At 69.6% G+C, this 25,986-nt stretch carries 24 protein-coding genes; 12 read left to right on the top strand and 12 right to left on the bottom strand.

Features of this window, described 5'->3' with window-relative positions; translation table 11 throughout:
* The first annotated feature begins 89 nt into the window (after nt 1-89).
* Entirely contained in the window at nt 90-1,598 is a 1,509-nt protein-coding gene (locus tag HTV45_RS11585; protein ID WP_215205845.1) for an ISL3 family transposase, read from the top strand.
* Nucleotides 1,599-1,611: 13 nt separating this feature from the next.
* Here the strand turns inward: HTV45_RS11585 and HTV45_RS11580 are convergent, their stop codons facing one another.
* Complete coding sequence (locus HTV45_RS11580; RefSeq protein ID WP_251691914.1) at nt 1,612-1,863, bottom strand: hypothetical protein; 252 nt, start codon at nt 1,861-1,863, stop codon at nt 1,612-1,614.
* Nucleotides 1,864-1,946: 83 nt separating this feature from the next.
* Complete coding sequence (locus HTV45_RS11575) at nt 1,947-2,612, bottom strand: hypothetical protein (protein WP_085570893.1); 666 nt, start codon at nt 2,610-2,612, stop codon at nt 1,947-1,949.
* Between the two features lie 201 nt (nt 2,613-2,813).
* Between HTV45_RS11575 and HTV45_RS11570 the strand changes: the two genes are divergently transcribed.
* Nucleotides 2,814-3,353, top strand: a complete 540-nt coding sequence (locus HTV45_RS11570; protein WP_215205611.1) for a hypothetical protein — start codon at nt 2,814-2,816, stop codon at nt 3,351-3,353.
* Nucleotides 3,354-3,973: 620 nt separating this feature from the next.
* On the opposite strand, the gene HTV45_RS11565 is transcribed toward HTV45_RS11570, so the two are convergent.
* From HTV45_RS11565 to HTV45_RS11550, 4 genes are all read right to left on the bottom strand, one after another.
* Nucleotides 3,974-4,519 carry an HAD domain-containing protein gene (locus HTV45_RS11565; protein WP_215205610.1) on the bottom strand — a complete coding sequence of 182 codons (546 nt, stop codon included), beginning with the start codon at nt 4,517-4,519 and terminating at the stop codon, nt 3,974-3,976.
* A gap of 35 nt (nt 4,520-4,554) precedes the next feature.
* Nucleotides 4,555-5,247 carry a bifunctional 2-polyprenyl-6-hydroxyphenol methylase/3-demethylubiquinol 3-O-methyltransferase UbiG gene (locus tag HTV45_RS11560; protein WP_215205609.1) on the bottom strand — a complete coding sequence of 231 codons (693 nt, stop codon included), beginning with the start codon at nt 5,245-5,247 and terminating at the stop codon, nt 4,555-4,557.
* 1 nt (nt 5,248) lies between these two features.
* Nucleotides 5,249-6,160, bottom strand: coding sequence for a phosphotransferase (locus HTV45_RS11555; protein ID WP_215205608.1), 912 nt, complete (start codon nt 6,158-6,160; stop codon nt 5,249-5,251).
* A gap of 79 nt (nt 6,161-6,239) precedes the next feature.
* Entirely contained in the window at nt 6,240-6,989 is a 750-nt protein-coding gene (locus HTV45_RS11550) for a hypothetical protein (RefSeq protein WP_215205607.1), read from the bottom strand.
* A 223-nt stretch (nt 6,990-7,212) separates the two neighbouring features.
* Between HTV45_RS11550 and HTV45_RS11545 the strand changes: the two genes are divergently transcribed.
* Nucleotides 7,213-8,568, top strand: coding sequence for a tetratricopeptide repeat protein (locus HTV45_RS11545; RefSeq protein WP_215205606.1), 1,356 nt, complete (start codon nt 7,213-7,215; stop codon nt 8,566-8,568).
* 1 nt (nt 8,569) lies between these two features.
* Nucleotides 8,570-9,106, top strand: coding sequence for an NUDIX domain-containing protein (locus HTV45_RS11540; RefSeq protein ID WP_215205605.1), 537 nt, complete (start codon nt 8,570-8,572; stop codon nt 9,104-9,106).
* Nucleotides 9,107-9,201: 95 nt separating this feature from the next.
* On the opposite strand, the gene HTV45_RS11535 is transcribed toward HTV45_RS11540, so the two are convergent.
* The 3 genes from HTV45_RS11535 to HTV45_RS11525 form a co-directional block, all read right to left on the bottom strand.
* A complete protein-coding gene (locus tag HTV45_RS11535) occupies nt 9,202-11,967 on the bottom strand; it encodes a ParA family protein (RefSeq protein WP_215205604.1) in 2,766 nt (921 codons plus the stop codon).
* Nucleotides 11,964-12,380, bottom strand: coding sequence for a hypothetical protein (locus HTV45_RS11530; RefSeq protein ID WP_215205603.1), 417 nt, complete (start codon nt 12,378-12,380; stop codon nt 11,964-11,966). Before HTV45_RS11530 ends, HTV45_RS11535 begins: the two co-directional genes overlap by 4 nt.
* Nucleotides 12,381-12,482: 102 nt before the next feature.
* Complete coding sequence (locus HTV45_RS11525) at nt 12,483-13,025, bottom strand: hypothetical protein (protein WP_215205602.1); 543 nt, start codon at nt 13,023-13,025, stop codon at nt 12,483-12,485.
* Nucleotides 13,026-13,118: 93 nt separating this feature from the next.
* Between HTV45_RS11525 and HTV45_RS11520 the strand changes: the two genes are divergently transcribed.
* The 3 genes from HTV45_RS11520 to HTV45_RS11510 all read left to right on the top strand — a co-directional run bounded on the left by HTV45_RS11520 (nt 13,119) and on the right by HTV45_RS11510 (nt 14,976).
* Nucleotides 13,119-13,475, top strand: a complete 357-nt coding sequence (locus HTV45_RS11520; RefSeq protein WP_215205601.1) for a hypothetical protein — start codon at nt 13,119-13,121, stop codon at nt 13,473-13,475.
* A gap of 100 nt (nt 13,476-13,575) precedes the next feature.
* Nucleotides 13,576-13,983, top strand: coding sequence for a hypothetical protein (locus HTV45_RS11515; RefSeq protein ID WP_251691913.1), 408 nt, complete (start codon nt 13,576-13,578; stop codon nt 13,981-13,983).
* A 243-nt stretch (nt 13,984-14,226) separates the two neighbouring features.
* Nucleotides 14,227-14,976, top strand: a complete 750-nt coding sequence (locus HTV45_RS11510; protein ID WP_215205599.1) for an SDR family oxidoreductase — start codon at nt 14,227-14,229, stop codon at nt 14,974-14,976.
* A 15-nt stretch (nt 14,977-14,991) separates the two neighbouring features.
* Here HTV45_RS11510 and HTV45_RS11505 read toward each other — a convergent pair whose 3' ends face one another.
* The 3 genes from HTV45_RS11505 to HTV45_RS11495 all read right to left on the bottom strand — a co-directional run bounded on the left by HTV45_RS11505 (nt 14,992) and on the right by HTV45_RS11495 (nt 18,416).
* On the bottom strand, nt 14,992-15,897 hold the full coding sequence (locus HTV45_RS11505) for an AraC family transcriptional regulator (protein ID WP_215205598.1): 906 nt from the start codon (nt 15,895-15,897) through the stop codon (nt 14,992-14,994).
* A gap of 174 nt (nt 15,898-16,071) precedes the next feature.
* Nucleotides 16,072-17,163 carry a class I SAM-dependent methyltransferase gene (locus tag HTV45_RS11500; RefSeq protein WP_215205597.1) on the bottom strand — a complete coding sequence of 364 codons (1,092 nt, stop codon included), beginning with the start codon at nt 17,161-17,163 and terminating at the stop codon, nt 16,072-16,074.
* A gap of 305 nt (nt 17,164-17,468) precedes the next feature.
* Nucleotides 17,469-18,416, bottom strand: coding sequence for a DUF2690 domain-containing protein (locus tag HTV45_RS11495; RefSeq protein ID WP_308309452.1), 948 nt, complete (start codon nt 18,414-18,416; stop codon nt 17,469-17,471).
* 252 nt (nt 18,417-18,668) lie between these two features.
* Here HTV45_RS11495 and HTV45_RS11490 point away from each other — a divergent pair, with 252 nt between their 5' ends.
* From HTV45_RS11490 to HTV45_RS11470, 5 genes are all read left to right on the top strand, one after another.
* A complete protein-coding gene (locus tag HTV45_RS11490) occupies nt 18,669-20,888 on the top strand; it encodes a glycoside hydrolase domain-containing protein (RefSeq protein ID WP_215205595.1) in 2,220 nt (739 codons plus the stop codon).
* 28 nt (nt 20,889-20,916) lie between these two features.
* Nucleotides 20,917-21,657, top strand: coding sequence for a hypothetical protein (locus HTV45_RS11485; RefSeq protein WP_308309451.1), 741 nt, complete (start codon nt 20,917-20,919; stop codon nt 21,655-21,657).
* 73 nt (nt 21,658-21,730) lie between these two features.
* A complete protein-coding gene (locus HTV45_RS11480; RefSeq protein WP_215205594.1) occupies nt 21,731-22,165 on the top strand; it encodes a peptidoglycan-binding protein in 435 nt (144 codons plus the stop codon).
* A 925-nt stretch (nt 22,166-23,090) separates the two neighbouring features.
* A complete protein-coding gene (locus HTV45_RS11475; RefSeq protein ID WP_215205593.1) occupies nt 23,091-24,671 on the top strand; it encodes a S8 family peptidase in 1,581 nt (526 codons plus the stop codon).
* Between the two features lie 84 nt (nt 24,672-24,755).
* Nucleotides 24,756-25,970, top strand: a complete 1,215-nt coding sequence (locus tag HTV45_RS11470; protein WP_215205592.1) for a DUF4190 domain-containing protein — start codon at nt 24,756-24,758, stop codon at nt 25,968-25,970.
* The last annotated feature ends 16 nt before the right edge of the window (nt 25,971-25,986 follow it).

The raw sequence follows: 25,986 nt of genomic DNA, 5'->3' as shown, positions 1-25,986 counted from the left end.
CGGGTCTGGCCCGTAGTCGGTGGTGACGGCGGGTAGTAGCCATCAGCGATCATGATCTTGTGATGGATGTCAACTCGCTTGTCGCGACGGTGTTTTCCGGGCTGTCGGGGGTGGTGATCGAGGGTGTTACGGACGGCGGGGACGCGGTCGTGGTCACGGCCCGTACCCGGGGTGTCGCGGTGCCGTGCCCGGTGTGCGGGACGCCGACGAGGAAGGTGCACGGGTATCACGGCCGGACGGTGGCGGACGTGCCGGTCGACGGCCGGCAGGTCGTCGTCCGGCTGCGGGTGCGGCGGCTGGTCTGTCCGGTGCTGGGCTGTGTGCGGCAGACCTTCCGTGAGCAGGTTCCCGGGCTGCTGGAGCGCCATCAGCGCCGGACGGTGCGACTGGCCGGGCAGATAGCCGAGGTGGCACGGGAGTTATGCGGCCGGGCGGCCGCCCGTCTGGCCGGCCTGCTGGCCGTGCAGGCCTCCCGCAGCACCGTGCTGAGGTGGCTGTGGCGTCTGCCGGTGCCCCAGGCGCCGGTCCCACGGGTGATCGGGGTGGACGATTTCGCGCTGCGGCGCCGTCGCCGCTACGCCACGATCATTACCGATGCCGTCACCGGCCGGCGCATCGAGGTCCTGCCCGGCCGGGACGCCGATCCCCTGGAAGCCTGGCTGCGCGAGCATCCCGGCATCGAGGTCGTATGCCGGGACGGCTCGGCCACCTATGCCGAGGCCATCCGTCGCGCCCTGCCCGACGCGGTGCAGGTCAGCGACCGCTGGCACCTGTGGCGCAACCTGTGCGACAAGGTCCAGCTCGAGGTCCGCGCCCACGCCGGCTGCTGGGCCGCAGTCCTCAACCCGCCGCTGCCCGGCGGCATCCGCGAACAGACAACCCGTGAACGCTGGAACAAGGTCCACACCCTGCTCGGCCAGGGCGTCGGCCTGCTGGACTGCTCCCGCCGCCTCGGCCTCGCGTTGAACACTGTCAAACGCTACGCCCGCATGCCCGAGCCCACCGGTCTGCGCATCGCGCCGGCCTACCGGCCCACCCTTGTCGACCCCTACCGCGAACAGCTGCGTCGGCGCCGGACCGAGGAGCCGGGCGTCCCCGTCCTCCACCTCTTCCACGAGATCAAGGAACTCGGCTACACCGGCAGCCTCAACGGCCTGCACAAATACCTCAACCAGGGCCGCGCCGACGGCGACCGGCCCGTCACCACCCCACGCCGCGCCGCGCGGCTCCTCCTCACGGATCCGGAGAACCTGCGGCCGAAGGAGGCCACCCTGCTGGAGAAGATCACTGCGGCCTGCCCGGAGATGACCGAACTCGCCGATCTCGTGCGCGGCTTCGCCGCCCTGCTCACACCGGCCCAGGGCAACGATCTGAAGCTCACCGAGTGGATCACCGCCACCCGCGCCGCGGCCCTGCCTCACCTGCACAGTTTCGCCAATGGCCTCGAACTCGACCGCTCAGCCGTCGACGCCGGCCTCACCCTGCCTTACCACAACGGCCGCACCGAAGGCGTCAACACCAGAACGAAACGGATCATGAGACAGATGCACGGCCGCGCCGGATTCGACCTCCTCCGCCACCGTATTCTCCTGCGCTGATGGCTACCCGCCGTCACCACCGACTACGGGCCAGACCCGTTAAGTTGACACTCCCGCCGGTGCCGTCCTGGCCGAAAACGCGGAAGGCGTCGCCGTTTAGCTCGCCGTTGCCGGTCCACGCGCGAAACCACTCGGTGGTCTCATCGGCGGTCAGGAAGGACTCGTAGGGCTCGAAGTCGACACCATCCTCGCCAATGCACTCGAGCCGGACCGCCATGGCAGCGGCGAGCGGGGAGGGGAACTGGCGATCTCCGTTCGCGATCATGCGAGGAGAGTAGCGATTGTTTGGTCTTGGCAGCACCGCCTGCTCCGTATCCACCCCAGGCGAGATGACGTTAAACGACAAGGTCAGCCACCGTCGTCCACGCCTCCTCGCAGTTCCCACTTATCGAGGCCGGAGTAGATCACTGCGATGCGGCCCTTGGGGAAGTCGAGTGCTGTGGCCTCCCCGCTATAGAGGGCCACCAGCGAGTCGGGCCCTCTCCACCAGGTGTCTGCCAGGCCCATCGCCTCGCGCACCGGCGCATAGCCGTTTAGCTCAATGGCATCGACGTCATCGCCGACGAGCCTGCTGATCTGCTTTGCCCACATGGATGCGTGGTGAGCCAAGGCGAGCGATTCCACCCAGCCCTCGATGGTTGCGTGGAGGGGTGCCCACCTCTCTGCATGGATACCGAACTCACCAGACGGACTGATCATGAATGAGTAGGGGACTGCGGTCCGCTGCATCCCGGCTTCGAACCACCACCCTGCGGAGTCCGCTTCGGGCGAGTCCGGATCGAGGTACTTGGGGCCTCCGTCGTACTGCGGTGCGGGTGGCAAGAGCAGACCGCCCCATCGCTCTTGGTAGGCCGCCATTCTATCGATCACCGCTGCCGGGATGTCCCGCTCAAGCCACCACTGCCTGTGCCCCTCAACAGGGCGAACGTCGACCTTGACGCCATGCGCGGCAACAAAGGATCGAGCTCGTCGGGTCAGGCCGTCAGGCACATCGTTGATGAGGTGAAGATTCACCCGAGGGACGCTACCTAGTAGCCGTGGGGAGAGCATGCCCGGCGCCAGCCTCTGCGCTCCTCCGCGGTTGCCCCACCGTCACCTGCCCGGCCGGACACTGACACCGGCTGATCTTCCGGTATCCGCACGCACCGCAACATCGCAGTGCAATAGTCTGCGACCCGATCAACACACCCGAACCCGCCACACTTCGGAGCCATCATGCGTAAGCCCGCCCTGTCCGCTGCCGCCCTCGTCATCGTCTTCGCGGCCACGACGGCATGCGGGTCAGGGAGTGATCAGAAGAACGACCAGCCGAAGAACGCCACCACTGCAACCGCTGGCGTCCCGACCAAGCCGGCAGCGAAGGAGCTCACCGCCAGCGGCGCCTTCAAGGCCCTTTCCGGCAAGGTCGCGTCCGCCAAGCTCTCGGGCGTTGTCACCGAGGACAACGACCCGAACCATCTCCTCGGCCGCCCCAACCAGTACACCAGCAAGGTCACGTTCACGGACTCCCGCATCGAGGTCGACGACGTCGCCGGCGCGGAGCCTGGCAGCATCGGGCTCGGCGGAGCGATCGAGGTCTTCGCGAGCGCAGCCGACGCCCAGGCCCGTGCCGACTACATCCAGAACGTCACCAAGGGCATGCCCATGCTCGCCGAGTACGACTTCGTCAGCGGCACCGTACTCATCCGCGTCAGCCACTACCTCACCCCGACCCAGGCCGCCGACTACAAGGCCGCTGCCGCTGCCCTCGGGTAGGCGCCACCACGCCGGCGTGTCAATCGCTCCCCTCTGGGCGGACGCTGCAGGTAGCCTGAACGGCCCGTCGACACGGTGAAGGCCGGCCCGACGAGGCAATGACCCACGAAGTCGCCGTTGGTTTCAATAGCTGATCACGGGAGCAGATACGCCCGGGCCATGCCGGCATGTCGTTCCGGCCCCTTTACGCCCCGCCTCTGACCCCTCGGGCGGGGCGCTGCCGCATAGTCCTGTCAGGAGTGGCGCTGACCGTCCGCGTGTCGGGCAAGCGCGTGGATCGCGAGCTTTGCCTGGAAGAGCTCCCGGCGCTGCTCATGCGTCAGGTGAGCAGGTAGAAGGTCAACCTGGTCCCAAGCTGCACTTCTCAGCTGGCGAGCCAAGTCGAGCTGCCGGTGCCTCAGGGCAACCTTCAGGCCGAGGAGGCTCGCATCCAACTGCTTGAGGGCGGCTCGCTGTTTCTTCGGCAACTTCTTCCGTGGCGTCGGCTGTGCCGCAGATCGCCGTTCTTCCCAGGCTGGGCCCCCTGTGAGTAGATGAACTCGAGGTCGACCCCTGTGCGTCATGAACTCTCCTCGCGGGCCATGCGGCATGTCCGAGGCCAGTGTCCCCCGTACCAGCCGTCAGACAGTGCGGGCTGCGGGCAACTGCGAGACCCACGTCATGAGCTCGGTCAGGTGCTCGGGCTGCAGCCCGTGGTGAGGGTCGGGCTGAACGAGAAGAGTTGGCGCTCCCTTGACAGTGCGCTCTGCGGCCCAGGCGTGGTCGAGGCCGGTGAAGTCGTCGTCGATCCAGACGGTGGGGGCGTCGCCGAGCCATGCGTCGACGTGGTCGCGCTTCCAGAGATAGCCGTTGGGGTGGCTGGTGGTGATCTGCGGACGCGGGAGATCGACGTACGGCAGCGTCGGGAGGCCCAGGAGGGGCCCGATGAGGGTGGTGGCGTCCTGCCGCCAGCTGGTGCACCAGACTGGGGTGACCAGGCCGGTGCGGATCACGTCCATGAGAAGGCGGCCGTAATCGGGGTTGAGCCAGACGGTGACCGGGTTGTCGGCGCTGCGGCCGGCAGGGACGACGTCGTGACGGGCGTGGGTGGCCGGGGTCGAGCCATCCGCGTTGGGGAAGGGTATGAGGACGCCGTCGATGTCGAGGAGCAGGTAGGGCGGGCGCATCGGTTCCTCCCGGGGAAGCCAGGGCGAATGGCTGGTCAGAGCTTGCGGGCGCGGATCAGCAGGGTGGTGGGCCAGTGGCCCATGCGGGGGTGGTGGAACTCCTGGGCTGAGGTGAGCCAGAAGCCCGCCTGGTTGAGGTGCTTCTCCCACCGGTCCGTGGAGAACTCCCAGCGGGCGATAGGTAGGCGGGTGCGATCGGGAAGAGTGACGTGGTCGCGACGAGGCCGGTCGTCACCCGAGGGGCTTCGGCCGCCACGCTGCGGGTGGGGGACGGAGAAGGCGAGCACCCGGCCGGGCGTGAGGCGCTGGGCAATGGCCGGGAGCAGGAGCTCGGGGGCGACGAGGCCGACGGCGCCGAAGACGGAGTAGATCGCGTCGAACTGCTCGTCGGAGGCGTGCAGGTAGTGCAGGGCGTGGCCGGCGACGAAGGTGAGGTTGTTCAGCCGTCCGTAGTGAGAGCGGGCGCGGCGGACCTGGAGGCCGACCAGGTCGACGCCCGTGACGTGGGCGCCGTGGCGGGTGGCGAGGTGGGCGGCGTTGTGGCCGGGGCCGCAGCCGAGTTCCAGGAGTCGCTTGCCGCGCAGGTCGGGGCCGAGGACGTCGGCGCCGGGCCCTTGGCCGGGTCTCGTGGTCCATTCCATCCGGGCAGGCACGGGCAGGGGTTCGGCGAGTCCGGCGGCGGTGCGCTGGAGGGCGTGGGCGTGCCAGGGGGATGCCTGGGCGAGCACGTCAGATCTCCAGGAGGTGGAGGACGTCGGTGAGGTGGCGGCGGACGGCCTTGATGTAGGCGGGGTCGGTGGCCGGGTCGTTGATCCAGCGGATGGACTGCTCCATGAACCACTCGACGGCCCACATGCGGTGCCAGCCCAGGGCCCAGTTCTCGGCGGTCAGTCCGCCGCGCGGGGCGAGGGCGTCGGGGGTGCCGCCGGCGGTGACGTACTGCTCCAGGAAGACGCGCAGGCGCACGGGGTGCGGGGGCTCGATGGTGCCATGCCAGCTGGCGAGGTCGAGCAGGCCGGGGCCGGTGAAGGCGCGGGCGAAGTCGAGCAGCCGCCAGCCGCGCTCGCCGATGTGGAGGCTGGTGGGATGGAACTCGGAGTGCACCCATCCGAACGGCTCCAGCGTCGCTCCGGCTGAGCGAGCCTCGGCGGCCTGGGCGATCCGGTCGAGCGCGTCCTCGACGTCGTCGGCATCCTGCCACCGGTCGGCCTTGCGCAGCCGTTCGAGATGTTCCAGCGCCCGGGCCGGGAGCGTCCGCAGCCGGTCCTGGTCGAGGACGGGCAAGGGCGGAGCCGTACGGGTGCCGTGCAGGATCACGGCCGCGGCGACGCCGTCGAGGTCGTCGGCCTCGCGGACGGACATCCCGAGGTCCTCTACGAGCATGCCAAGCCAGCCGTCCAGGACGGCGGAGGCGTGGACCTGGGGGACGGGTACGCCGAGGGTGTGGGCCAGGCGGAGGGCCTGGTCCTCGCTGTCGAAGGGCTTCTTGGCGTACTTCAAGATGGCCGTGGAGCCGTCGGGGAAGGCCACGCGCTCGACGCCGGACATGGACCACACGCGCACCTCCTCCCGTACGGCGGTGGTCTGGCCGGTCGCGGTGAGCAGGTTGTCGAGGAGTTCGGCGCTGGGGTTCGTGGTCACAGGAGGGCTCCGGGGAGGGATGGTGGCGTCCGGGGCGGGCGAGGGATGCCGGCCCGCCCCGGAGCCTGATCGGGTGGGGTTAGGCGGCGGGGTTCACGCGGTGGGCGTAGACCTGCTCGATCCAGCCGGCCTTGAGCGCGGCGAGGTCGTCGCGGAAGTTCGCCATCGAGGCACCGTAGGGCGCGACCACGCCGCCGGACTGGTCCGGCACGGACTGGCAGCCGTGCACGAGCCGGCCGCCGAGCGCGGCGTGGGCCTTGATGGACTCGATCCGGCGGTGCTCGTTGAACCAGCCGCCGTGGTAGACCTCGTCGAGCATCCCGCCCATCTCGTCATCCAGGTCGAAGACGACGGAGGTGGCGGCGGGGAAGAACCAGCACGGGCCGACGTTGGAGATGTGCCCGTCCAGCTCGACCTTGTTGAGCGCCATGAGCGTGGCCGCCTCGCGGAGCATCCGCAGGTGGTCGGCGGTGATCTGCGGCAGGCCGAGGCCGGCCAGGTGCTCCTCGCGGAAGAGGTACGCGTACACCTCGTACGCGGCGGCCAGGACGCGGGCCGCGTCGGACGTGGACTCGCTGTGCTGCTTGATGAAGTCGAGCGCGAGCTGCTCGACCGCGCTCTCGGTCGTCTCGTCCACGTCCAGGAGCTGGGACTTGACCAGTTCCCAGTCGGCGACGAGCCAGGTGTTCGACTCGAAGCGGAAGAAGTACTCGGCCGGGTCGATGGTGATGCGCCGGCCGTCGACCTGGATGCCGGGCAGGCGGCTCCAGCGCGGGTCGAACGCCTCGGGCAGCTCGACCGTGATGGCCGTGGTGTCGATGGTGGTCACCGTGTCTCCGTCTCTGATTGGCCGGACGCGGGCACAGGAATGCCCGAGCCCGGTGTGGGCGTACAAAACTTCGGGGTGCCGCCCGGACCAAGGGGGAGCCTGGATTACGGTCACGCCGTTCCGGGCGGCTGCTGATAAGTGAACCCGTGGTCACGCTCAGTGGGTACGGTGGAAGGCAGTTGAAGCGGTATACGCGGTTTACAGCTCCAGGGTGGAGGCGGTCGTGGCGGCGCAGAGAGAACCCAACTACCGCCTGCGCGACGTCATAGCGGCGGTCGACTGCACTTACGAGGCCCTCGCCAGAGACGTGCGGCGCATCGCCGCCGAGAACGGCGAGATCCTCCAGACCAACAAGTCGGCCATCTCGCATTGGGTGAACGGCACCCGCGCCCCGTCCGGCCGGGTAGGGCAGTACCTGGCCGAGGCGCTGTCCCGCCGAGCGGGGCGCACGGTCACCCAGACCGAGATCGACCTCCAGGCCGGTGACGACGAAGAGACGGCGGAATCCGACCCCGTCCTCGCCGCCACCGACCTGGGCCGCGCCGACGTCGAGCGCCGCCGCTTCCTCGCCATCGCAGCCTTCACCACCGCCGGCGTCGCCATGCCGCTCGGATACGACCACGAAGCCACCACCCGCATGCTCCGCGCCCGCACCGGCACTTCCCTAATCGGGGCGGAGGACGTGGACGTCGTACGCCAGATCACCGCGGCCTTCAGCGCCGCCGACGAACGCCTCGGCGGCGGGCACGGACTGACCACCGTCACCGCGTACCTCGCCGACACCGCCGCCCCCATGCTGCGTGGACGCTTTCCCAACGAAGCCTTACGCCGCGCCGCCTTCGGCGCCGTCGCCGAACTCGCCTACCTCGCAGGGTGGAAGCACCACGACCTCGGCCAGGAAGGCGCCGCCCAGCGCTACTACCAGGTCGGCTACAAGCTCGCCTGCGAAGCCGACCCCCACGGCCACGCCGCCTGGATGATGCGCGCCCTCGCCCACCAGGCCCTGAGCCTCAAGCAGCCCCACCACTGCGTCGACCTCGTCGAAGGCGCCCTACGCACAGGTCTCGGCCACGTCGACGGCCAGACCGAGGCCCTCCTCCACATCGCCCACGCCCGCGCCTACGCCGCCACCGACGAGAACCCGTCGGCCGCACGCGCGCTGCTCGCCGCCGAGGGCGCCCTCCTCCGCGACGACGGCCCCCAGCCCAGCTACTCCCGCGTCAGCGGCCCCGCCGCTGGCACCGTGGCCAGCCACACCGCCCGCACCCTTACCGACCTCGCCGACCACATCGGTACCGAGCAGCAGCACCGCGACGCCCTCACCCGCTGGGACCCTGCGAAGTACAAGCGCGTCCACGCCCTCACCCACGCCGACCTCGGCGACAGCCTCGCCGCACAGGCCCGCGCCGACGAAGCTGTCGCCGCCTGGACCCAGGCCCTGGTGCTAATGGAGGGCATGACCTCCGATCGGACCTCCAAGGCCATCTCCTCGATCCGCTCCATCCTCGCGGTCTACCAGCGACGCAAGGTGCCCGGCGCCGCCGATCTCGCCCGCCGTGCACGCGAAGCCCTCGCCTAACATGCCCAACGACCCGCCCGACGAAGGGAACACCGTGGCCCAGCAGACCGACGACCACTCCCGAGCCCTCAAGCCGGCGCTCGAATCGATGACCCTGCTGGTCGCCGCCGTCATAGTCCACGACAAGGCCACCAACCGCGTCGTCCTCCTCCAGCGCAGCGAAAACGCCAAGTTCGCCCAGGGCATGTGGGACCTCCCCGTCGGCAAGAGCGAGCCGGGCGAACCGATCACCGAGACGGCCGTCCGCGAGCTGTACGAGGAGACGGGCCTCACGGTGAAGCCCGCGTCCCTCAAGGTCGCCCACATCATCCACGGGGCCTGGGGCGTCGAAGCCCCCAACGGCTTCCTCACGGTCGTGTTCGCCGCCCACGAGTGGACCGGCGAACCCGAAAACCGCGAACCCCGCAAGCACTCCCAGGTCCGCTGGGTCGACGCTAGCGCTATCCCCGAAGCCTTCGTCGACACCACGGCCAGTGCCCTGCATCACTACCTGGCCAGCGGCGCGGACGTCTCCCTGGACGGCTGGCAAACCGCGTGAGCATCACGTTGCCCACCGGATCACGTTGGCCAGCTGGGTGTCCAGACAGACCAGGTAGAAGCACGGGTAGTGTCCGGTTCACCGGCGGACTCGATTCAGATTACGTCGCCCCTATCGCGGATGAGCTTGGTGATTGATACCACCCTCGGGCGGCCAACATTACTGACCCCAAAGCCGAGTCCATATCGATAGATTTCAGGGATCCAGTATTGGTCGTTCTCCCTGAAGAGGACGCCATTTGCCTCGAGTAGGCGAGCCTGCACGGAATCCAACTCCACGGACTCGAGTGTGAAGGGCACCTTGCGGATCTCCTCCGGCAATGCCTGTAGGTGCTTGAAAACTGTCCTGACAGGTACGTTTTCCTGCTCCATCGCGGAGATCTTCTCGCGGCTTGAGCGAGGCAGTGCCCTGCGCATTGCTGAGGGGGTCAGTAGGCGATCTGACCAGCGTCCAGCCTTTTCGTCGCCTGCTGAGTCGCTGGCGGCCTCGGCCAGGAAATAGACGATGTCTCGCGCCTGAACCTGCAGATTGAAATCGGAAAGGGCTGCGAGAAACCATTCCTCGGATCGGGCTTCTCGAGAGCGATCTGACCCGAGCTTCTGACCCCACATCTGGACGAGAAGCCGAGAGAGAGTTTTGGTTCCAGCTGAGCGGATGCTTACAGACTCGTCTGGGGCTAGAACTCTGGCTCGTTCGCCGACCCAGGCCACCAGGCGAAGTGCTTCCGTACGGTTCCAACGGAGCTCGTAGGCGCGATGCCGTTCAAGGAACTGCTGGGCGTTTTGTTGTACGGAGTTCAAAACGAGGTCACGCCGCACGAATACAACCAGGCCCAAGGGGCGCCCGCGAAGTGAGCGAAGCCATTCAGGGCAACCGGTGAGCAATGCCCTCAGTGCGCGCTGCTGCTGGAGGTTACTGCTGAAGTCCTGGAATAGGTCCTCGAGTCCGTCGATCACGAAGATTGCTCGCTGGCTTCGAGCGAGGTCGGTGAGTGCCGACTCGGCGGTCTCGGGCGTGGCGCTCAAGCCAGCTGCTCGCGCCAAGCACGTCAACCACACCCGACGCCATCCCACCTCGTTCATGTCAGTGCCGAGTGCATCAGTGACGAGATCGCGAAGTGACAAGAAACTAGCTGGTTCGTTTCCGGTGAGTTCGTTGGCGGAAGCCTTCTGGACTTCCTCGACTTCAGCTCGTAGTTCGTCGGCGAGATTCTGCGAAGCCAAAACAGGCACTAGTGGGGCGCGCAGTTCAACGCCATTCACCTCGGCTGCTCTGGCGAAGGCATCCCAGGTTCCCTGACGGCACATGCGGAGATATGTAAAAGTTTTTCCAGACCCCTTGGCGCCGACAATGATTTCGACCGGTGCCTCGGTTCTGTGGGTAGAAACCAGGTTCACGAGAGCTTCTGTGGGCAGAAAGTCTTCCTGGACCCGTGCCGTCTCTGCATACGTGAGACTTCGGGCCAGTTTCGCCAGAGCCTCACGGGTACCTTGAGGATCATCGCGAAGTCCCGGCAGGGCAGACTCCGATTCCGTCAGTCCGAGAGGGCTAAGGGCGTCCGCCAGTCCGGACACCACGGATCGCAGCGTGGTTCGCTCGATTCTCTCGCAGACGTCAGTCCAGCCTCGGGGAAGGGCAAGCAAGGGGGCAAGGAATGGGCTACTGAAGGGCTCGGATGCCACGTCACGGTCGACCGTGGTTACATCACCACCCTCACTAGAAGCATCGTGTGGCGAAGCGATGGTTCGAGCGACTGCCTCCATCAGAGTTGCCGCCACTTCGGACAACTCCGCGCTGTGCTCCTTTTGTTGAAACTGAGTGAGCAGCACAGCACAAGCTGGATCGGTCGATCGCCGAGATGGGGCACGGTGAGCCAAGTGGTGCAGCAAATTCGTTGTGCCCTGGACTGACTGGTCGCTGATAGTGGTTACAAATACCCGATGCACTCGAGGGTCGAGAAGGATTGGCGCGCTGAGTTCGCTGGTGCCGGCCCTCAGGTCGATCAGAACAGTGTCTGCCCCGACGGAGTGAGCCAGTTCCGCTAGTGCCTCGGTCAGGATGTACGGCGGTTTGTTGTGGGTGAGCAGGTCCACCGGCTGGATTCGGGGAGGCCCGACCCGGATGGTGTCCCGGGTGGTGGGTAGGACGATGATGCCGTCCTGCTCTTGGTTGAGAAGGAACTTTCGGGCCATCGCGATGGCCCGGCCGCGGTCGTTGCCTGTAGAGCCGTGCAGCAGCGCGAGGAAGTCGTCCAGTGCGAAATCGAGTCGGCCTCCCTGAGCAGCGACCATCCAGCTGATGCCTGGCGCCTCAAGGTCAGCATCGACCAGCAGCACCCGGCGACTTCCCCCTACGGCGTCGGCGCCCCGCTCAGCCAGCTCACGGGCCAGTGCGACGCAGTGCAGCGTGCGTCCGACTCCACCCTTGAAGGAGTGAAAGGCGCAGATTCGTACACCGTGTGGGAATGACTCGGCCTGGGGCGCGGGTAGGCCCTCTGCTAGTTGCCGGACGATACGCCGCTCGCTCCAGCGGGGCTGCCTGGTCACCTCGGTGAGTTCTGTCGCTGAGCGCAGGTGGACCGCAAGGGCATCCTCGTTGCGTTCGCCCTCAAGGGATTCCAAGAGAATCGCTTGACGTCCCACGTCCACAGTCAGGGGGCCAAGCCGCTCGGCAAGCCAGGTCCACACAGCTTCGGGGTCGGTGCCCTCGGCTACGGTGAATTCGACACTGTCCCAGTAGGCATCGACCTCGAGCAGCCAGGGCTCCCATTCACCCCGTGCTGCGAGCTTGGCGAAGTACTCGTCGACATCCACCCACGTGTAGAGGTGGCTCGGAGCCGGAAGGCCCTCCTTGACGGTCACCGCTTGTGCTCCCTTCGACACCATTCGCTGAGGCTGCTCAACGCGGCGTCCGCAGCTTTCTCGTCATCCCCATGCAGCGCGGCGCCATAGCGCCAAGCCTCGTGGAGTTGATGCTGTTCCACTCGGCTCCGTTCGTCGTGTCGACGACGACAGCCAGCCAACTGGCCTATTGTCTCGGCACTGAGATTGAGCGCCTTAGCGAGGGCCCTCAGATCATGTGTACGCAGCTGAGGGTCCAGGTCCGCAGTGCTGTGGGCATTCGTTCCGTTCTTGCCGAGGATCGCCGCCTTCAGGCCGCATTCCACGCTGTAGAACTGCAACAGGCGGGCTGCGGAGTCGTCTCGTCCGGCAGCGCTGTCGCGGAGCCCTGCGTAGCTCCTGATCAGGTCCCCCACCCCAACCTCAACTCCCATGAGAGCAGCTTAGGGCGCGGAAGGAGCGATCGGAGGCACACCGGCGGACTGCGTCGCAGCGAAGGGAGCACTGCTGCCACCTCCACCCAAGGGGAGGTGTCGCTATCCGAGGCCGTCCCCGAAGAGGAGCTCGTACGGCAGGTGTTCGTCGTCCGGACCGTGCGGTACGTGGTTCGGAGCTGTGCGTGCTGCGATGGCTCGTAGCCGGGCGATAGCTTCCTCCTCCGAGGTGGGGGCGAGTCCGAGGGCGTGTAGGAGGCGGTCGCGCTCGGTGTTGAAGTCGGGGTGGTCGGCTCGGAGGTCCGCCCCCAGCTGGCTGATCGTGAAACCCTTCGCCAGGTCGCGCCAGAAGGGCAGCACCACGACCAGGGTGATGGCCTCGACGAGGTCGGCGCCGATCAGTGTCGCCTGGCCCTCCGAGTCGGCGTACAGGACGGGTCTCTCCTCGGCCCCGGCCTCCCCGCACAGGAAGTACGTGCCGCCGGCGCCGCAGCCGGCTATCGGGTGGAGGGGGATCCCGGTGGGAAGGGCGAGATCCTCAACGGGATCCCGGCGCTCGACGTCGAAATCGCCGGGCCAGGCGAGCGCGGTGGCAAGGGAAGGCTCCTGCTCGATCCGGCGGAGCAGGTCGTCTGCTGCTGTCATGGGCCGGAACGTAGCAGCGCCGTCGGACACTGGGTGCGGCCGTGCCGGTCGACGCCGAGTGGTGCTGTCAGCAGGGCGTGGCACAGTTCGGCCATGAGTTACGACCTGGCGGTGTGGGAAGGCGGCATGCCCGCTGACGACGTGATCGCGGGCGAGGTCCTCACGCAGATGTACGACCGCTACATCGACACGGAGGAAGAGTCTCCACCGTCACCGCGTATCGCGGAGTACGTCGCCGGGCTCCTGGCGCGGTGGGCGGATCTCACGGAGGACGAGGAGGACACCTCCCCCTGGTCGACGGGGCCGTTGATCGGCGAGGCGTCCGGGCCGTTCATCTACTTGGCGATGCGGTACGGCATGGCCGAGGAGGCTTCGGCCTACGCGGCTGATCTGGCGGCATCGATGGGGCTCGTCTGCTATGACCCGCAGGCTCGGCTGCTGCGGCCGTGACCTCCACGGCCCGAGGACGGGTGCAGTCCGGCGCGGCCTTCCTCTGCGCGGGTGGCGTTACCGGCGCGTCCGAGGAGTTGCCCGGTTTCCCCTTCCTGCTGTGCCCGTGGTGCACACGCTGGCCCGGGCTCCGGCGGACCCGGCCGGCGGCGAGCCCGTCGGAGGCCACACCCTGCGGCTGTCCCTGCCCGTCGGCGCCCCGGACGCACGGGGCTCCGCCTTCGCACGCCGCCGTTCCGTGGGCGAGGACGCCGGCAACCCCTGGGCCGCGTGGTGCGAGGTGGGGCGGCCGCTCGCCCCCGGGGACCGTCAGCTCGACGCACTCCGGGAGGCCGCCGAACCCGCGAACTCGCACCGGAGCGTGCCCGTCGCCGGCGGGCGTGCCGACGTGGACCTCGTCCTGGGCCGCAACGAGGTGACGCTGCCGGAGCTCACCCCGGTCGTCGACGAGACGCCGGAGTGGTGGAGCGACAGCCGGCTGTTGGGACTGGGCACCGAGCAGTCCTGACCACCTCGACAGACGGCGGTGCGGGGGGAGGCCGCGCACGGAACGGCGCGTCCTTCGGCGCAGTGGCGGCCCCCGGTCGCCGCCGTCGCTCCGCGGCGGGGCACCGGGAGGATCGTGTGAGGGGGAGCGAGGATAGTTCTACTGTTCTGGCAGGTCAGGTCGGTTCAATGGAGGAACGAGTTCTTCTGCGGAGCGGCAACCCACCGGCCCGCCCGCAGTCCCCACCGACCCAGGGACGCACCCATGAACACGATCCTCATCACTGGTACCTCGTCCGGATACGGGCGGGAGACCGCACTCCACTTCCACGACCGGGGCTGGAACGTGATCGCCACGATGCGCACCCCGCGTGCGGGTGTCCTGCCCGAGTCGGACCGGCTGCGCGTCGTCGGTCTCGACGTGACCGAGCCGGCGGGCATCGCCGCCGTCTTCGAGGAGGCCGGGCCCCTCGACGTTCTGGTCAACAACGCGGGCGTCCCGGAGATCGGCGTGTTCGAGGGCACGCCGATGGACCGCGTGCGCGAGGTCTTCGAGACCAACACGTTCGGCGTGATGGCGATGACGCGGGCGGTGGTGCCCCACTTCCGTGAGCGCGGCGCCGGCGTGGTGGTCAATGTGACGTCCAGCGTGGTGCTGGGCCACATGCCGCTCTCGGCCGTCTACAAGGCGAGCAAGATGGCCGTCGAGGGCTTCACCTCCTCCCTCGCGCTGGAACTCGAGCCGTTCGGCGTGCGGGCGAGGACGGTCGAGCCGGGCGCCTGCCTGACGACGAACTTCGCCGCCAACGCCATGAAGGGTGCCTCGCCGGACCAGCTGGTCCCGGAGCCCTACGCGGCCTGGGCGCGCAGGAGCATGGGCGGCTTCACGGGCCAGGACCTGTTCACCAAGGAGAGCGATGTCGCCGAGACGGTGTGGCGGGCCGTGCACGACACCACCGGCCAGCTGCGCTTCCCGGCCGGACCCGACGCGGTCCGCCTCGCCCAGGCGAGGTGACCCGCCACCGGTATGTCAGGGCAGGGCGGTCGCGGAGGCGCGTACCCCGGTCCGGAGGCGGGCGGCGTCCTGGCTGGGAGGCGTGCCGAACTGGCGCCGGTACTCGCGGCTGAACTGTGACGGGTTGTCGTAGCCGACGTGCCGGCCGACTCCGGTGACGTCGCCCGGGCGGGTCGCGAGCAGCAGCCGCGCCTCCTGGAGCCGGATCTGCTTCTGGAACTGGATGGGGCTCATCGCGGTCACCGCCTGGAAGTTGCGGTAGAAGGCGGAGACGCTCATCCCGGACAGACGCGCCACGTCCTCGACGCGGAAGGGCTGCGCGTAGTGCTCGCGGATCCAGCGCACCGCCCGGGAGACATGGCTGAGACTGCTGTCGGCGAGTCCGAACTGGCGCACCGTCGCTCCCTGGTCGCCCGTGATGACGCGCCACAGGATCTCGCGCTTGATCAGCGGCGCGAGCACGGCCCGGTCCCCGGGCTCGTCGAGCAGGCGCAGCAGCCGGACCACGGCGTCGGTCAGTGCTGCCGGGGCGTCGCTGACGACGATCCCGGACGGCGCGGCCCCGCCGGTGCGGGGCAGGTCGCCGGGGCCTGCCTCCAGCAACAGCTCGGCGATGGCGGACGGTTCGAGGACGAGACCGAATCCCAGCGCCGGCCGGCCGGGTTCGACCTGGGTGAACGCCCCGGTGACGGGCAGGTCGACCGACGCGACCAGATACTGGCCGGCCCCGTACTCGTAGACCGTGTCGCCCAGGGCGAGCCGTTTGGCGCCCTGGGCGATGAGCGCGAGCACCGTGCCGGACATCGAGGGTGCCGGCGGGTCGGGGCGGTCGACCTTCGAGACCAGTACGCCGTCGATGGCGGTGGTCCAGCCGGGCCGGGCATGCCGGTAGAGCAGCGTGCGGAGCTCGTCGAGAGGCATGACCCGATTGCAGCACACGATCCGGCGTGAGGTCTCGTGCAGGAGAGGACCACCTTCCGGGGCCGTCGGGGTCCGTGTGCGGGCCCCGGCGGACGGCGGGCGGTGACATCGACGACCAGCTCGGCGAGGACGTTCTCGAGTGCCCCGGGAGCGGCACGGCCGGCCTCCGGCGGGTCACAGGCGGGTGATGCGCAGCGGGACGACCCGCCAGTGGGTCTCCACCGCCTCCGGGTCGGCGGCGACGCGGGCGCGCAGACCGTCGGCGAACGCCTCCGCCACGGCGTCGGTCCCGCCGTCATCCCCGGCAGGGGCCGACGTGCTGAGCAGGGAGGGCAGAAACGCCGCCTGGAAGAACGCCGTCACCCGCTCGGCGAAGTCCCGGACGTCCCCGGTCGCCCGGAAGTCGTCGAACAGGATGTCGGGGAGCGTCACCAGATCGTGCTCCTCGACCCGCAGGGCCGCTGCCGCGGGCCCGGCCGCGAAGGGGGCGAGGAACTCCTCCCTGGTCCGGTTCCAGGTGGGGACGGTCATCCTCGCCCAGGCCTCCGAGGTGATCAGGCCCCGGCCCACCAGATCGGTCAGTACGGCCACGGCGGCGTCCATCAGGCCGTCCGCCCCGCTGGACCCGTCGTCGGCGCTCGCCCCGCCCAGCACGACGAGCTGCCCGCCGGGGCGCAGCTCCCGGGCGCGGTGGGTGAGGAAGGCCTCCCAGTCGGAGCGGGACTGCTCCCGCAGGGCCCGGCGTACCTCCCCGGTGGCCCGTGCGGAGTAGATGTGGCCGGGAACCGGCGCGGGCACCCGGGACAGCCAGTGCACCGCGATGGAGCTCCAGACCAGATGCAGCTCCGCGGGCGGGAAGAGGGGCTCGTAGAAGGAGCGCGCCTCGGCGTGGACGAACACCTGCGGGCGGTGGGCGTACGAGCCGGGCGAGCCCGTGATCGTCGCGAACGTGGTGTTGAAGTCGTTCCCGGGGATGTCGGTGTGGACCACCGTCACCGGCGTGTCCTCGCCGGTCCGCGAACGCACCCCTTCCACCACGGCACCCATCGGTTCCAGGGAGTTGGTCCCGGCGGCCACGCCGAGGTCCGCCGCCCGGAAGGGCGCACCGCGCTCCGGCAGGGCGACTGCCGCCAGCGCCCGGCGCAGCAGGGGCATCCCGTAGTCAGCCGCGCGGTGCTGGATCCGGGAGTGCCGCGCGTAGCCGCTGCCCATGGCACCCTCGGCACCGGAAGGACGGGCCGTTCCGCTCATGGAGACCTCGCTCACCACCGTCGGGGCCCCTCCGACCACGATAGCCACCGCACGGCGGGCCGCCACCCACGCCCGGTGGGGGCGGGCCGGTTCCCTCGGCGGCCCCGTCCCGCGCGTTGCCGTACTCCCGCGCGGTGCGGCTCACGCGCCGTGCGGCTCACGCGCGGGACGACGGCGCCCTGCCGGGACCAGCGCGGCGCCCGGCGGAACGGCGGATGCGGGGCCGGTGTCGCTCTGCCTCGGTGGTGCCCGGAGTCGCGGGTCTCCTCCCGCCGCGGTCCCGGGCCCGCACGGTGGCGGCGGCGCTCACCGTGCCCGGGTCACGGTTTGCGTTCGTCGGTGACCGCGGCGGGCAGGGGTGAGGCACCGCCGTGCGGGGTGCAGACCTCCTTGCCCCCTTCCTTCAGGACCACGCAGGCCCGTGCGGCCGCGGGGTAGGGGGCCTCGATCATGGGCGAGTAGGTGTCCCGGTCGTAGGAGATGGAGCGTGCGGCCGAGAGGTTCGCCTTCCCCTCGACCCTGGCCGTGTCTCCGACCTGGCCCTCGGTGATCCGTGCCCACGCGGCCCCGCAGCGCGGGCTGTAGCGCAGCTCCAGATATACCCCCTCGACCTTCTCGGCCGCCGCGGTCCACACGCCGATATGGCACTCCATGCGCTGGGAGTCCTTGTTCCGGCACTCGAACCCGGAGCACTTCGCGAAGCCGGCTCTCGGCTGCGGCTCCCCCTTGCTCTCCGGGGCGGAGACGAGCATGCCCGTGAGCAGCCCCGTGACCATTCCCACCACGGTGCCGACGCCGAGAAGGACACCCCAGCGCCGGTGCCGGCGGGGCGCGGCGGGGGCCGGGGAATGCTCCGGCGGCTGCGCCGCGGACCCGTCCGTGCCGGCGGCCGGCACCGCAGCGGGGACCGGGCCGGTCGCGGAGGGTGCTTCGGGGGCCGCCGCGGCGGGCACGGGGTGCTCCGTGGGATCGGTGTCCTCGGATGCCTTTCCGTCCCCCTGCCCGCGCTCGGCGATCTCCAGCAGGAGAAGCAGCCGGTCGGGCTTGACGGAGATGGCCTGGGCGAACTCCCGTACCGCCTGCCGGGGCGGGAGCGCCGTGCCGCTGAGGTAGCGCCCCCACGACGACTTGCTGTAGCTCGTCCGGCCCGCGAGCGTGGCCAGCGTCATGCCGCTGCGCCGCCGCAGCAGCCGCAGTTGCTCGGTCAGAAGTCCGGCATCCCCCGGCGGCCCTCCGGCCCGGGGGCTCCCGTCCTGTCCCGTCGCCACTCGTCCTCCCTCGGCTTCTCCCGCTGGTTCAGGGCATGTTGACGCGTCCCGCGTCCCATCATGTCCCATCAGGTCCCACTGCTCTACCGGCGTCCCGGCCGCCGCGTGAGCATGTGATCACCCGCCCCGGACCCGACGACCGGGCGGGCACCTGCCGGATCGGCCCGCTCGCCCACCGTGAGGCCGGAAGCGGCGGGCACGCAGGGCCATCCGCAGGGCCGTCCACCGGTCCGACCAGACGAACAGGCATCCATGGCAGACGAACTCGTCAGACGGGCACAGAAGTTCATCAACACGTACAACGTCGCCGGCATACCCACCGTGGCCGAGGACGGTGTCACCGGCTGGGGCACCATGTACGCCCTCACCCGCTGTCTCCAGCACGAGCTCGGACTCACCGCCCTGTCGGACAACTTCGGGCCCGGCACCCTCGCCGCGCTGGAGGCCGGATATCCGAGGCTCGACGCCGGCACCGTTCCCTCGGCGAACTTCTGCCGCATCATCCAGTCCGCTCTGTACTGCAAGGGGTACGACGGCGGTGAGATCGACGGCACGTACAACGAGCGTGTCTCCGCGTCCGTCAGCCGGCTCAAGTCCGATATGGGGGTCGCGAGTTCCTATCCCGGCGACGCTGTCACGCCCAAGGTGTTCAAGGGCCTGCTCAACATGGACGCCTATGTCAGGGTCGATGGCGGCAGCACCGGGATCAGAGACGTCCAGCGACTCCTCAACCGCCGGTACGTCACCCGCCGGGACTTCTTCGTCATCCCCTGCGACGGCAGGCATTCCCGTGACGTGGCCAAGTCCATGCTGCTGGCCATCCAGTACGAGCTCGGCATGGCAGACGGAGTCGCCACCGGCGTGTTCGGCCCCGGTACCCAGGCCGGGCTGAAACAACGCACCGTGTCCACCGGCTCGACGGGGGTCTGGGTCGAGCTGTTCACCGCGGGCATGGTCCTCAACCACCGCGGCGTCCCCCTCACCGCGAGTTTCACCGGCGCGGTGCAGAGCGCGGTCAGCGCATTCCAGCAGTTCACCAGGCTGCCGGTCACGGGGCGGGGCGACTACCCGACATGGGCCTCGCTGCTGGTCTCCACCGGGGACCCCAACCGTGCGGGGACCGCGTCGGACTGTGTCACCACCATCACACCGGCGCGGGCCAGGACCCTGTACGACAGCGGCTACCGCTATGTCGGCCGCTATCTGAGCAACGTCCCCGGTTTTCCGCTGGACAAGGAGATCAAACCGGGCGAACTCGCCACCATCGCAGCGCACGGACTGCGGTGCTTCCCGATCTACCAGACCTATGGCGCGGAGGCCGCCTACTTCCGGAACAGCCAGGGCGCCGTGGACGCGTACGCGGCGATCGACCGGGCCGCCCACTACGGCTTCGAACCGGGAACGCGCATCTTCTTCGCCGTCGACTTCGACGCCCTCGACCATGAGATCACCAGCAGCATCCTTCCTCACTTCAGATCGATCCACCGCGTGCTGGCCGCCGACGGGCGTTACGAGGCCGGCATCTACGGACCGCGAAACGTGTGCAGCCGCGTCGGCGGTGAAGGCCTCACCACGGCGAGCTTCGTCTCCGACATGTCGACGGGCTTCTCCGGCAACCTCGGCTACGCCCTTCCCGGCGACTGGGCCTACGACCAGATCGCCACCATCACCATCGGTTCCGGTGAGGGTGCCATCGAGATCGACAAGAACATCGCCTCGGGCCGCGACAGAGGGCAGAACAGTTTCGACCCCAGGCCCCAGTCCACAGCACCCGACGGCCGGTTCGGCGCCTCCGGACGGCCGGCGCTCCTGAGGGACATCCAGGCCTATCTGGAGTCGGAAGGGCTGCCGGAGAAGGGCGGCGGACCCGAAGGCGCCGTGCAGCTCTTCTCCACCACGGAGGCCTTCGGCCTCCTCATGGAGCACGACGGCATCATCACCGATGTGGCAGCGCAGCTGCGGATACGCAAAGCCATGCTCATGTGTCCGCTGCTGTGGGAGATCCGAAAACTGCAGTCCCTGGACCTCCTCTTCGACCACGGGGTGGTCACCTACCACACCACGGTGGACTGGGACCCCACGGACCAGTACGTCAAGCGGGACTCCAGCACCGGTCTGGGCCAGATCTTCGCCGTCACAGCGATCGACGCGCGCAACCACCTCATCGACCAGGGCCGGCTCGACGCCTCCCGCCTGGACCCGGACGACGACCGGGACGTCTGGGACGTCTGGCAGAAACTCAACGGCGACAACTACTCCGACAACACGTACAACATCCGGCATGTGGCGTATGCGCTGATGCATGCGGGTTCCATGATGGGCCGCGGTCTGCCGGCCCTCGACTATCCGGACACGAGTACCCGTCTGTGCTTCCAGCGCTACCGGGGCTTCGGAGACGTCGCGCAGCGGGACGGTCACACGCAGCTCGGTCTCTACCGCGTCATCGAGAACCACTTCGCACCCCTGCGGTAATCCCCTTCCGTCCCCAAGGAGCCAACCCGTGACATCGATACCCCGGCGCAGCGCCGCGAAGCGGATGCTCGGCCTGGCAGGCGCCGGAGCGTTTCTCGCCGCCGGCGGGACCACCCTCCTCAACCCTCCCGCCGCGGCCGCCGACGTACATCGCCTCAGGAGGAAGGCGGAAGCACTCCGCGCGGCAGGGGAGAACATCCACAGCCGCTGGACCAGCGCCAACGGATGGGAGATGCAACGCTCCGTCAACGGTGGCGGGCACATCTGGACGCGTCCGGTTCCCGGCACGAGGGCCGGGATCGACGTGCGGATCGGCGTCGTGGAACGCGTGCTCGTCCACCTGGTCCAGCGCTTCCACTACGAGATCCGCGAGCTCGGCGCGGACGACGTGACCGGCTGGTGCGACCCCGGGAAGGTACGTAAGGGCCTTCCCGAGAGCAATCTGGCCTCCGGCACCGCCGTCTCCATCCTTCCCGGCCATTACCCACGCGGCGCCACGGGAGGGTTCCACCCCCTCGCGACCGCCGTGCTGCGCGACGTACTCGCCGAACTCGACGGCACCGTCCGCTGGGGCGGTGACGACGGGAAGCCGGACGAATCCCTGTTCTACCTGGACGTCGGGCCGCAGGACACCCGGCTGGAGCGGGTCGGGGACCGGCTCAAGGGCTGGCGCAAGACACCGGGGGCCGGTGCGGGCTCCGCCGTCGACATCGGGTCCCCGGACCGCCGTTCGAGGGCGGACGAACTCAGGGCCCGGCAGGCCGACTAGCACGGTTCGGACCCGCGGCGGCATCCACGGGGGTGGTGCCGCCGCTTCACCCACGACAAGAAGGAGCAATCACATGCGTTTGCGCGCGTTCGCCACGGCTGCCGCCGTCGCCGTGTCCACACTCGGATTCACCGGCGTCACCGCGCCGACGGCCTCGGCGGCCACCACGTGTTCCGGCTATTCCGACTACTACGACGGCAGCTTCCGCCATTACTACATCTCCACCACGTCCAACGGCTCCAAGAATCGCAACTGCGTGCTGTCCCAGGGCAATCAGGGCACCGGAGTGAAGTGGCTCCAGTACACCCTGAACGTGTGCTACGACCAGGGGCTGGCCGCCGACGGCATCTTCGGCCCGGCGACCAGGACCGCCGTCAGGAACGTCCAGTCGTACCTGAAGCGGACCAAGAACTCGGCCGTCGTCGTGGACGGGGTGTTCGGCCCGCAGACCTCGAAGCACATGAGCTGGGGTTACTACACGGACAACGGTGGCTGGATGCACTGCTGACCCCTCCGCTCGGCCGTGGACCACAGCGTGCTCCCCGCGGGCACGGTGGGGGCTGACGGATCACCTGGTGCCGCGCCGGGCCCCCGGCACCAGGTGGTGCAGTGGGCGTCCGGTTCCCGGTGGAGTGCGGGGCGGTGGCGTCGTCCGAGGCAGGCGGAGCCGTAGCGCAGGGAGGGGCTGCCCGCGCGGTGGCGGCGGAGGGCCGGCACGTCCCGGGCGCGGGCCCGGGCCCGAGACGTGGCCGGCCGGCGGGCGGGGGGTTTCCGGAGTCGGCGGCCACCTGGCCGGGGTCGACGGGCGTCCACTGCGCGGTATGCGCCGGCACGCGTTGTCCCCAGGTGCCCGCAGGGGTCCGTGGGCCGTGCGGGGCACCGTGGCGGTCTGCCTCCGGCCTTCCTCACCGGCCGGATCCGGCCGTGCGGCCCGTGGGGGCCCGCGGGTGCGGACGGGAGGCCGTCGGCCGTGTCGGAGGCCACGAGGGGGAGTGGTCCGGCGACCCGGGGAAGTCCGGCCATTTTCCGTGGACCTCCAGCGGTACGTCACCGGGCGGCGGGCGAGGACCGTGGCGCCGTACAGGGCCAGGGGGAGGCCGGACCGGTCCAGGCCCCGGGAGAAGCGGCGCATCGCCACGTCCCAGGGTGGGCGCGAACACCACGCCGGGCGATACGGTCCGCGCCGTGGGGGGTGCGGGGGGCCGGTGGGGCGCATCGGGTGAGGCCGGTTGTCGCGGGTACGGCCCATTACCTCCGCGCGGGACCTTGTGCAAATCCTGTGGAACCCTCAACCTTTCGGCTGACGCACATATCCGGTCGTCTCCTTGACATGATCCTGTCATTGGCTGGTTCGCCCCGCCACCGCGAGGCCCGTGCGCCGACCGCACCACCCCCCACAGCACACGCACCACCGACTGAGGAGGAACCCTCACATGGCAGTGATGCGTCACCCCCGGCGAAGACTGGCCACCCTCGGTGCCGTGGCCTCCGCGGCGCTCGTCGCGAGCCTCGTCTCCGCTCTCCCCGCAGGCGCGGCCCCGGCCGCCGCCGAAGGCCGCGTCCAGTACGAAGGCGCCGCGAACGCGGTGGCCGGCAGTTACATCGTGACCCTGAAGGCGGACGAGGCCCGCTCCGGTACCGCCGAGGGCCGGGCCGTCGCCTACAAGCACGGCGCCGAGATCGAGCGGACCTACACCAAGGCCCTGAACGGCTACGAGGTCGAGGCATCCGCGGCCGAGGCGAAGCGTCTCGCCGCCGACCCGGCCGTCGCCTCGGTGGTCCAGAACCGCACCTTCCACGTCACCGGCACCCAGCCCAACCCGCCCTCCTGGGGCCTGGACCGGATCGACCAGCGGAACCTGCCGCTCGACAACTCGTACACGTACCCGGATTCCGCCGGGGAGGGCGTGACCGCGTACGTCATCGACACCGGCGTCCGCATCACGCACAACGACTTCGGCGGCCGTGCCTCCGACGGCTACGACGCCGTCGACAACGACAACACCGCCCAGGACGGCCACGGTCACGGCACCCATGTCGCCGGCACGGTCGCCGGCAGTGCCTACGGAGTGGCGAAGAAGGCGAGGGTCGTCGGCGTACGGGTGCTGAACAACTCCGGCTCCGGCACCACCGCCCAGGTCGTCGCCGGTATCGACTGGGTGGCGCGGAACGCGGTGAAGCCCGCTGTCGCCAACATGTCCCTCGGCGGCGGCGCGGACAGCGCCCTCGACGCGGCCGTCCGGAACGCCGTGGCCTCCGGCGTCACCTTCGTCGTCGCGGCCGGCAACGAGTCCACCAACGCCAACACCAAGTCCCCGGCCCGCGTCACCGAAGCGATCACGGTCGGCGCGACCACCTCCAGTGACGCCCGCGCCAGTTACTCCAACTACGGTGCCGTGCTCGACCTGTTCGCGCCGGGCTCCTCCATCACCTCGGCCTGGCGCACCAGCGACACGGCCACCAACACCATCTCCGGTACGTCCATGGCGAGTCCGCACGTCGCCGGCGCCGCCGCCCTCCACCTGGCCGACAACCCCTCGGCCACCCCCGCCCAGGTCTCCTCCGCGCTGACCGCGGCCGCCACCACCGGCGTCGTCGGCAACCCGGGCAGCGGATCGCCCAACCGCCTGCTGAACGTGGGTGAGGGCGGCACCACCCCGCCCCCGCCCGGTGACCGCTTCGAGAACACCGACGGTGCCGCCATCGCCGACAACAGCACCGTCGAGTCCCCGGTGACCGTCTCCGGTGTCTCCGGCAACGCGCCCTCGGACCTGGCCGTCGAGGTCGACATCACGCACAGCTACATCGGCGACCTCCGGATCCAGCTGATCGCCCCCGACGGCACGGCGTACACGCTGAAGTCGTACGGCACCGGCGGCAGCGCGGACGACATCGACACCACCTACACCGTGGACGCCTCCGCGGAGTCGGCGAACGGCACCTGGAAGCTGCGCGTCAGCGACAACGCCTGGTGGGACAGCGGCCGTCTCAACAGCTGGGCCCTGCAGTTCTGATGTGACCGCGCCCGGACCACCGAGCAGCAGCCTCGCCCCCGGGGAGGGAGACCCCGGGGGCGAGGCGTGTCACCTCCGCCTACGATGCGCCTCGTGTCCATACCTCCGCCCTACGGGCCCCCGCACGACCCGGGCCCGCAGGGCCCTTGTGCCCAGTACCCCGCCGGCAGTCCCCGGGACGCCGGCCCGGCAGCGCGGTTCCCCTACGGAGGGCAGCCCGGTTTCGCGCCGTACGGGCTCTACGGGCCCTACGGTCCGCGTCCGCCGGCCGCCGTCAACGGAGTCGCCATCGCCTCCCTGGTCCTCGGAGTGCTGTGCTTCCTGCCGGCGTTCGGGCTGGTGCTGGGGCTGATCGCCCTGCGGCAGATCAGGCGGCGCGGCGAGCGTGGCCGGGGGATGGCCGTCGCGGGCTCCCTGCTGTCGTCGCTGGGGCTCGCCCTGTGGACGCTGATGCTCGCCACCGGCGCCGCCGCCGACTTCTGGGAGGGTGTCGAGGACGCAGCGCGCGCCGAGAGCATCCATACCCTGCGCAAGGGCGACTGCTTCAACGCGCGCGGCGGTCTGGACGGCTGGGCCGACGAAGCCGCCCCGGTGTCCTGCGACCGGGAACACGACGGAGAGGTCTTCGCCCTCGTCACCCTGCCCGGCGGCGCCTACCCGGGCGACGACTCCCTCGGCGACACCGCCGACGACCGGTGCTACGAGCTGCGGGACGACTACGCCATGGACCGCTGGGCGCTGCCCGCCACTGTGGAGGTGTACTACTTCGTCCCGACCCCGGAGAGCTGGCGCTTCGGTGACCGCGGCATCACCTGTGTCTTCGGCCACCGGGACGGGGAGTCCCGTACGACCGGCTCGCTGCGCCGGGACGAGTCCACGCTCGACCCGCACCAGAGCGCCTATCTGGAAGCCGCCCGGGTGCTCAACACCGCCATGGACGACGTGCCCGACACCGAGTTCGCCGAGGACGACCTGCGGGGCCACACGGCGTGGGCGGGAGCGGTGGCGGGGGCGGTCGCGGAGCAGACCCGGATGCTGCGCGCGCACCGGTGGCCGGCCGGCGCCCGGCAGCCGGTGAGCGAGCTCGCCGAAGGGCTGGCCGAGGCGGAGAAGGAGTGGGTGAAGGCCGCCGGGGCGGGGGACGCGGAGACCTACCACGAGCACTCGGAACGAGGACTGGACCTCCTCGACCCGGTGGAGACGGTCACCGCACGCAAGGCTCTGGGCCTGACCTCCTCCCTGCCCCGCTACCGGGAGGAGACCGGGCGGGAACCGGAGAGCGGTGACATGAAGGTGTGAGGGGTGCCATAGCGGG

The organism is Streptomyces sp. CHD11, from assembly GCF_018638295.1.
Classification (GTDB): Bacteria; Actinomycetota; Actinomycetes; order Streptomycetales; family Streptomycetaceae; genus Streptomyces.
Note: the sequence above shows the minus strand (reverse complement) of the source record. Positions and strands in the feature narration are given on the sequence as shown.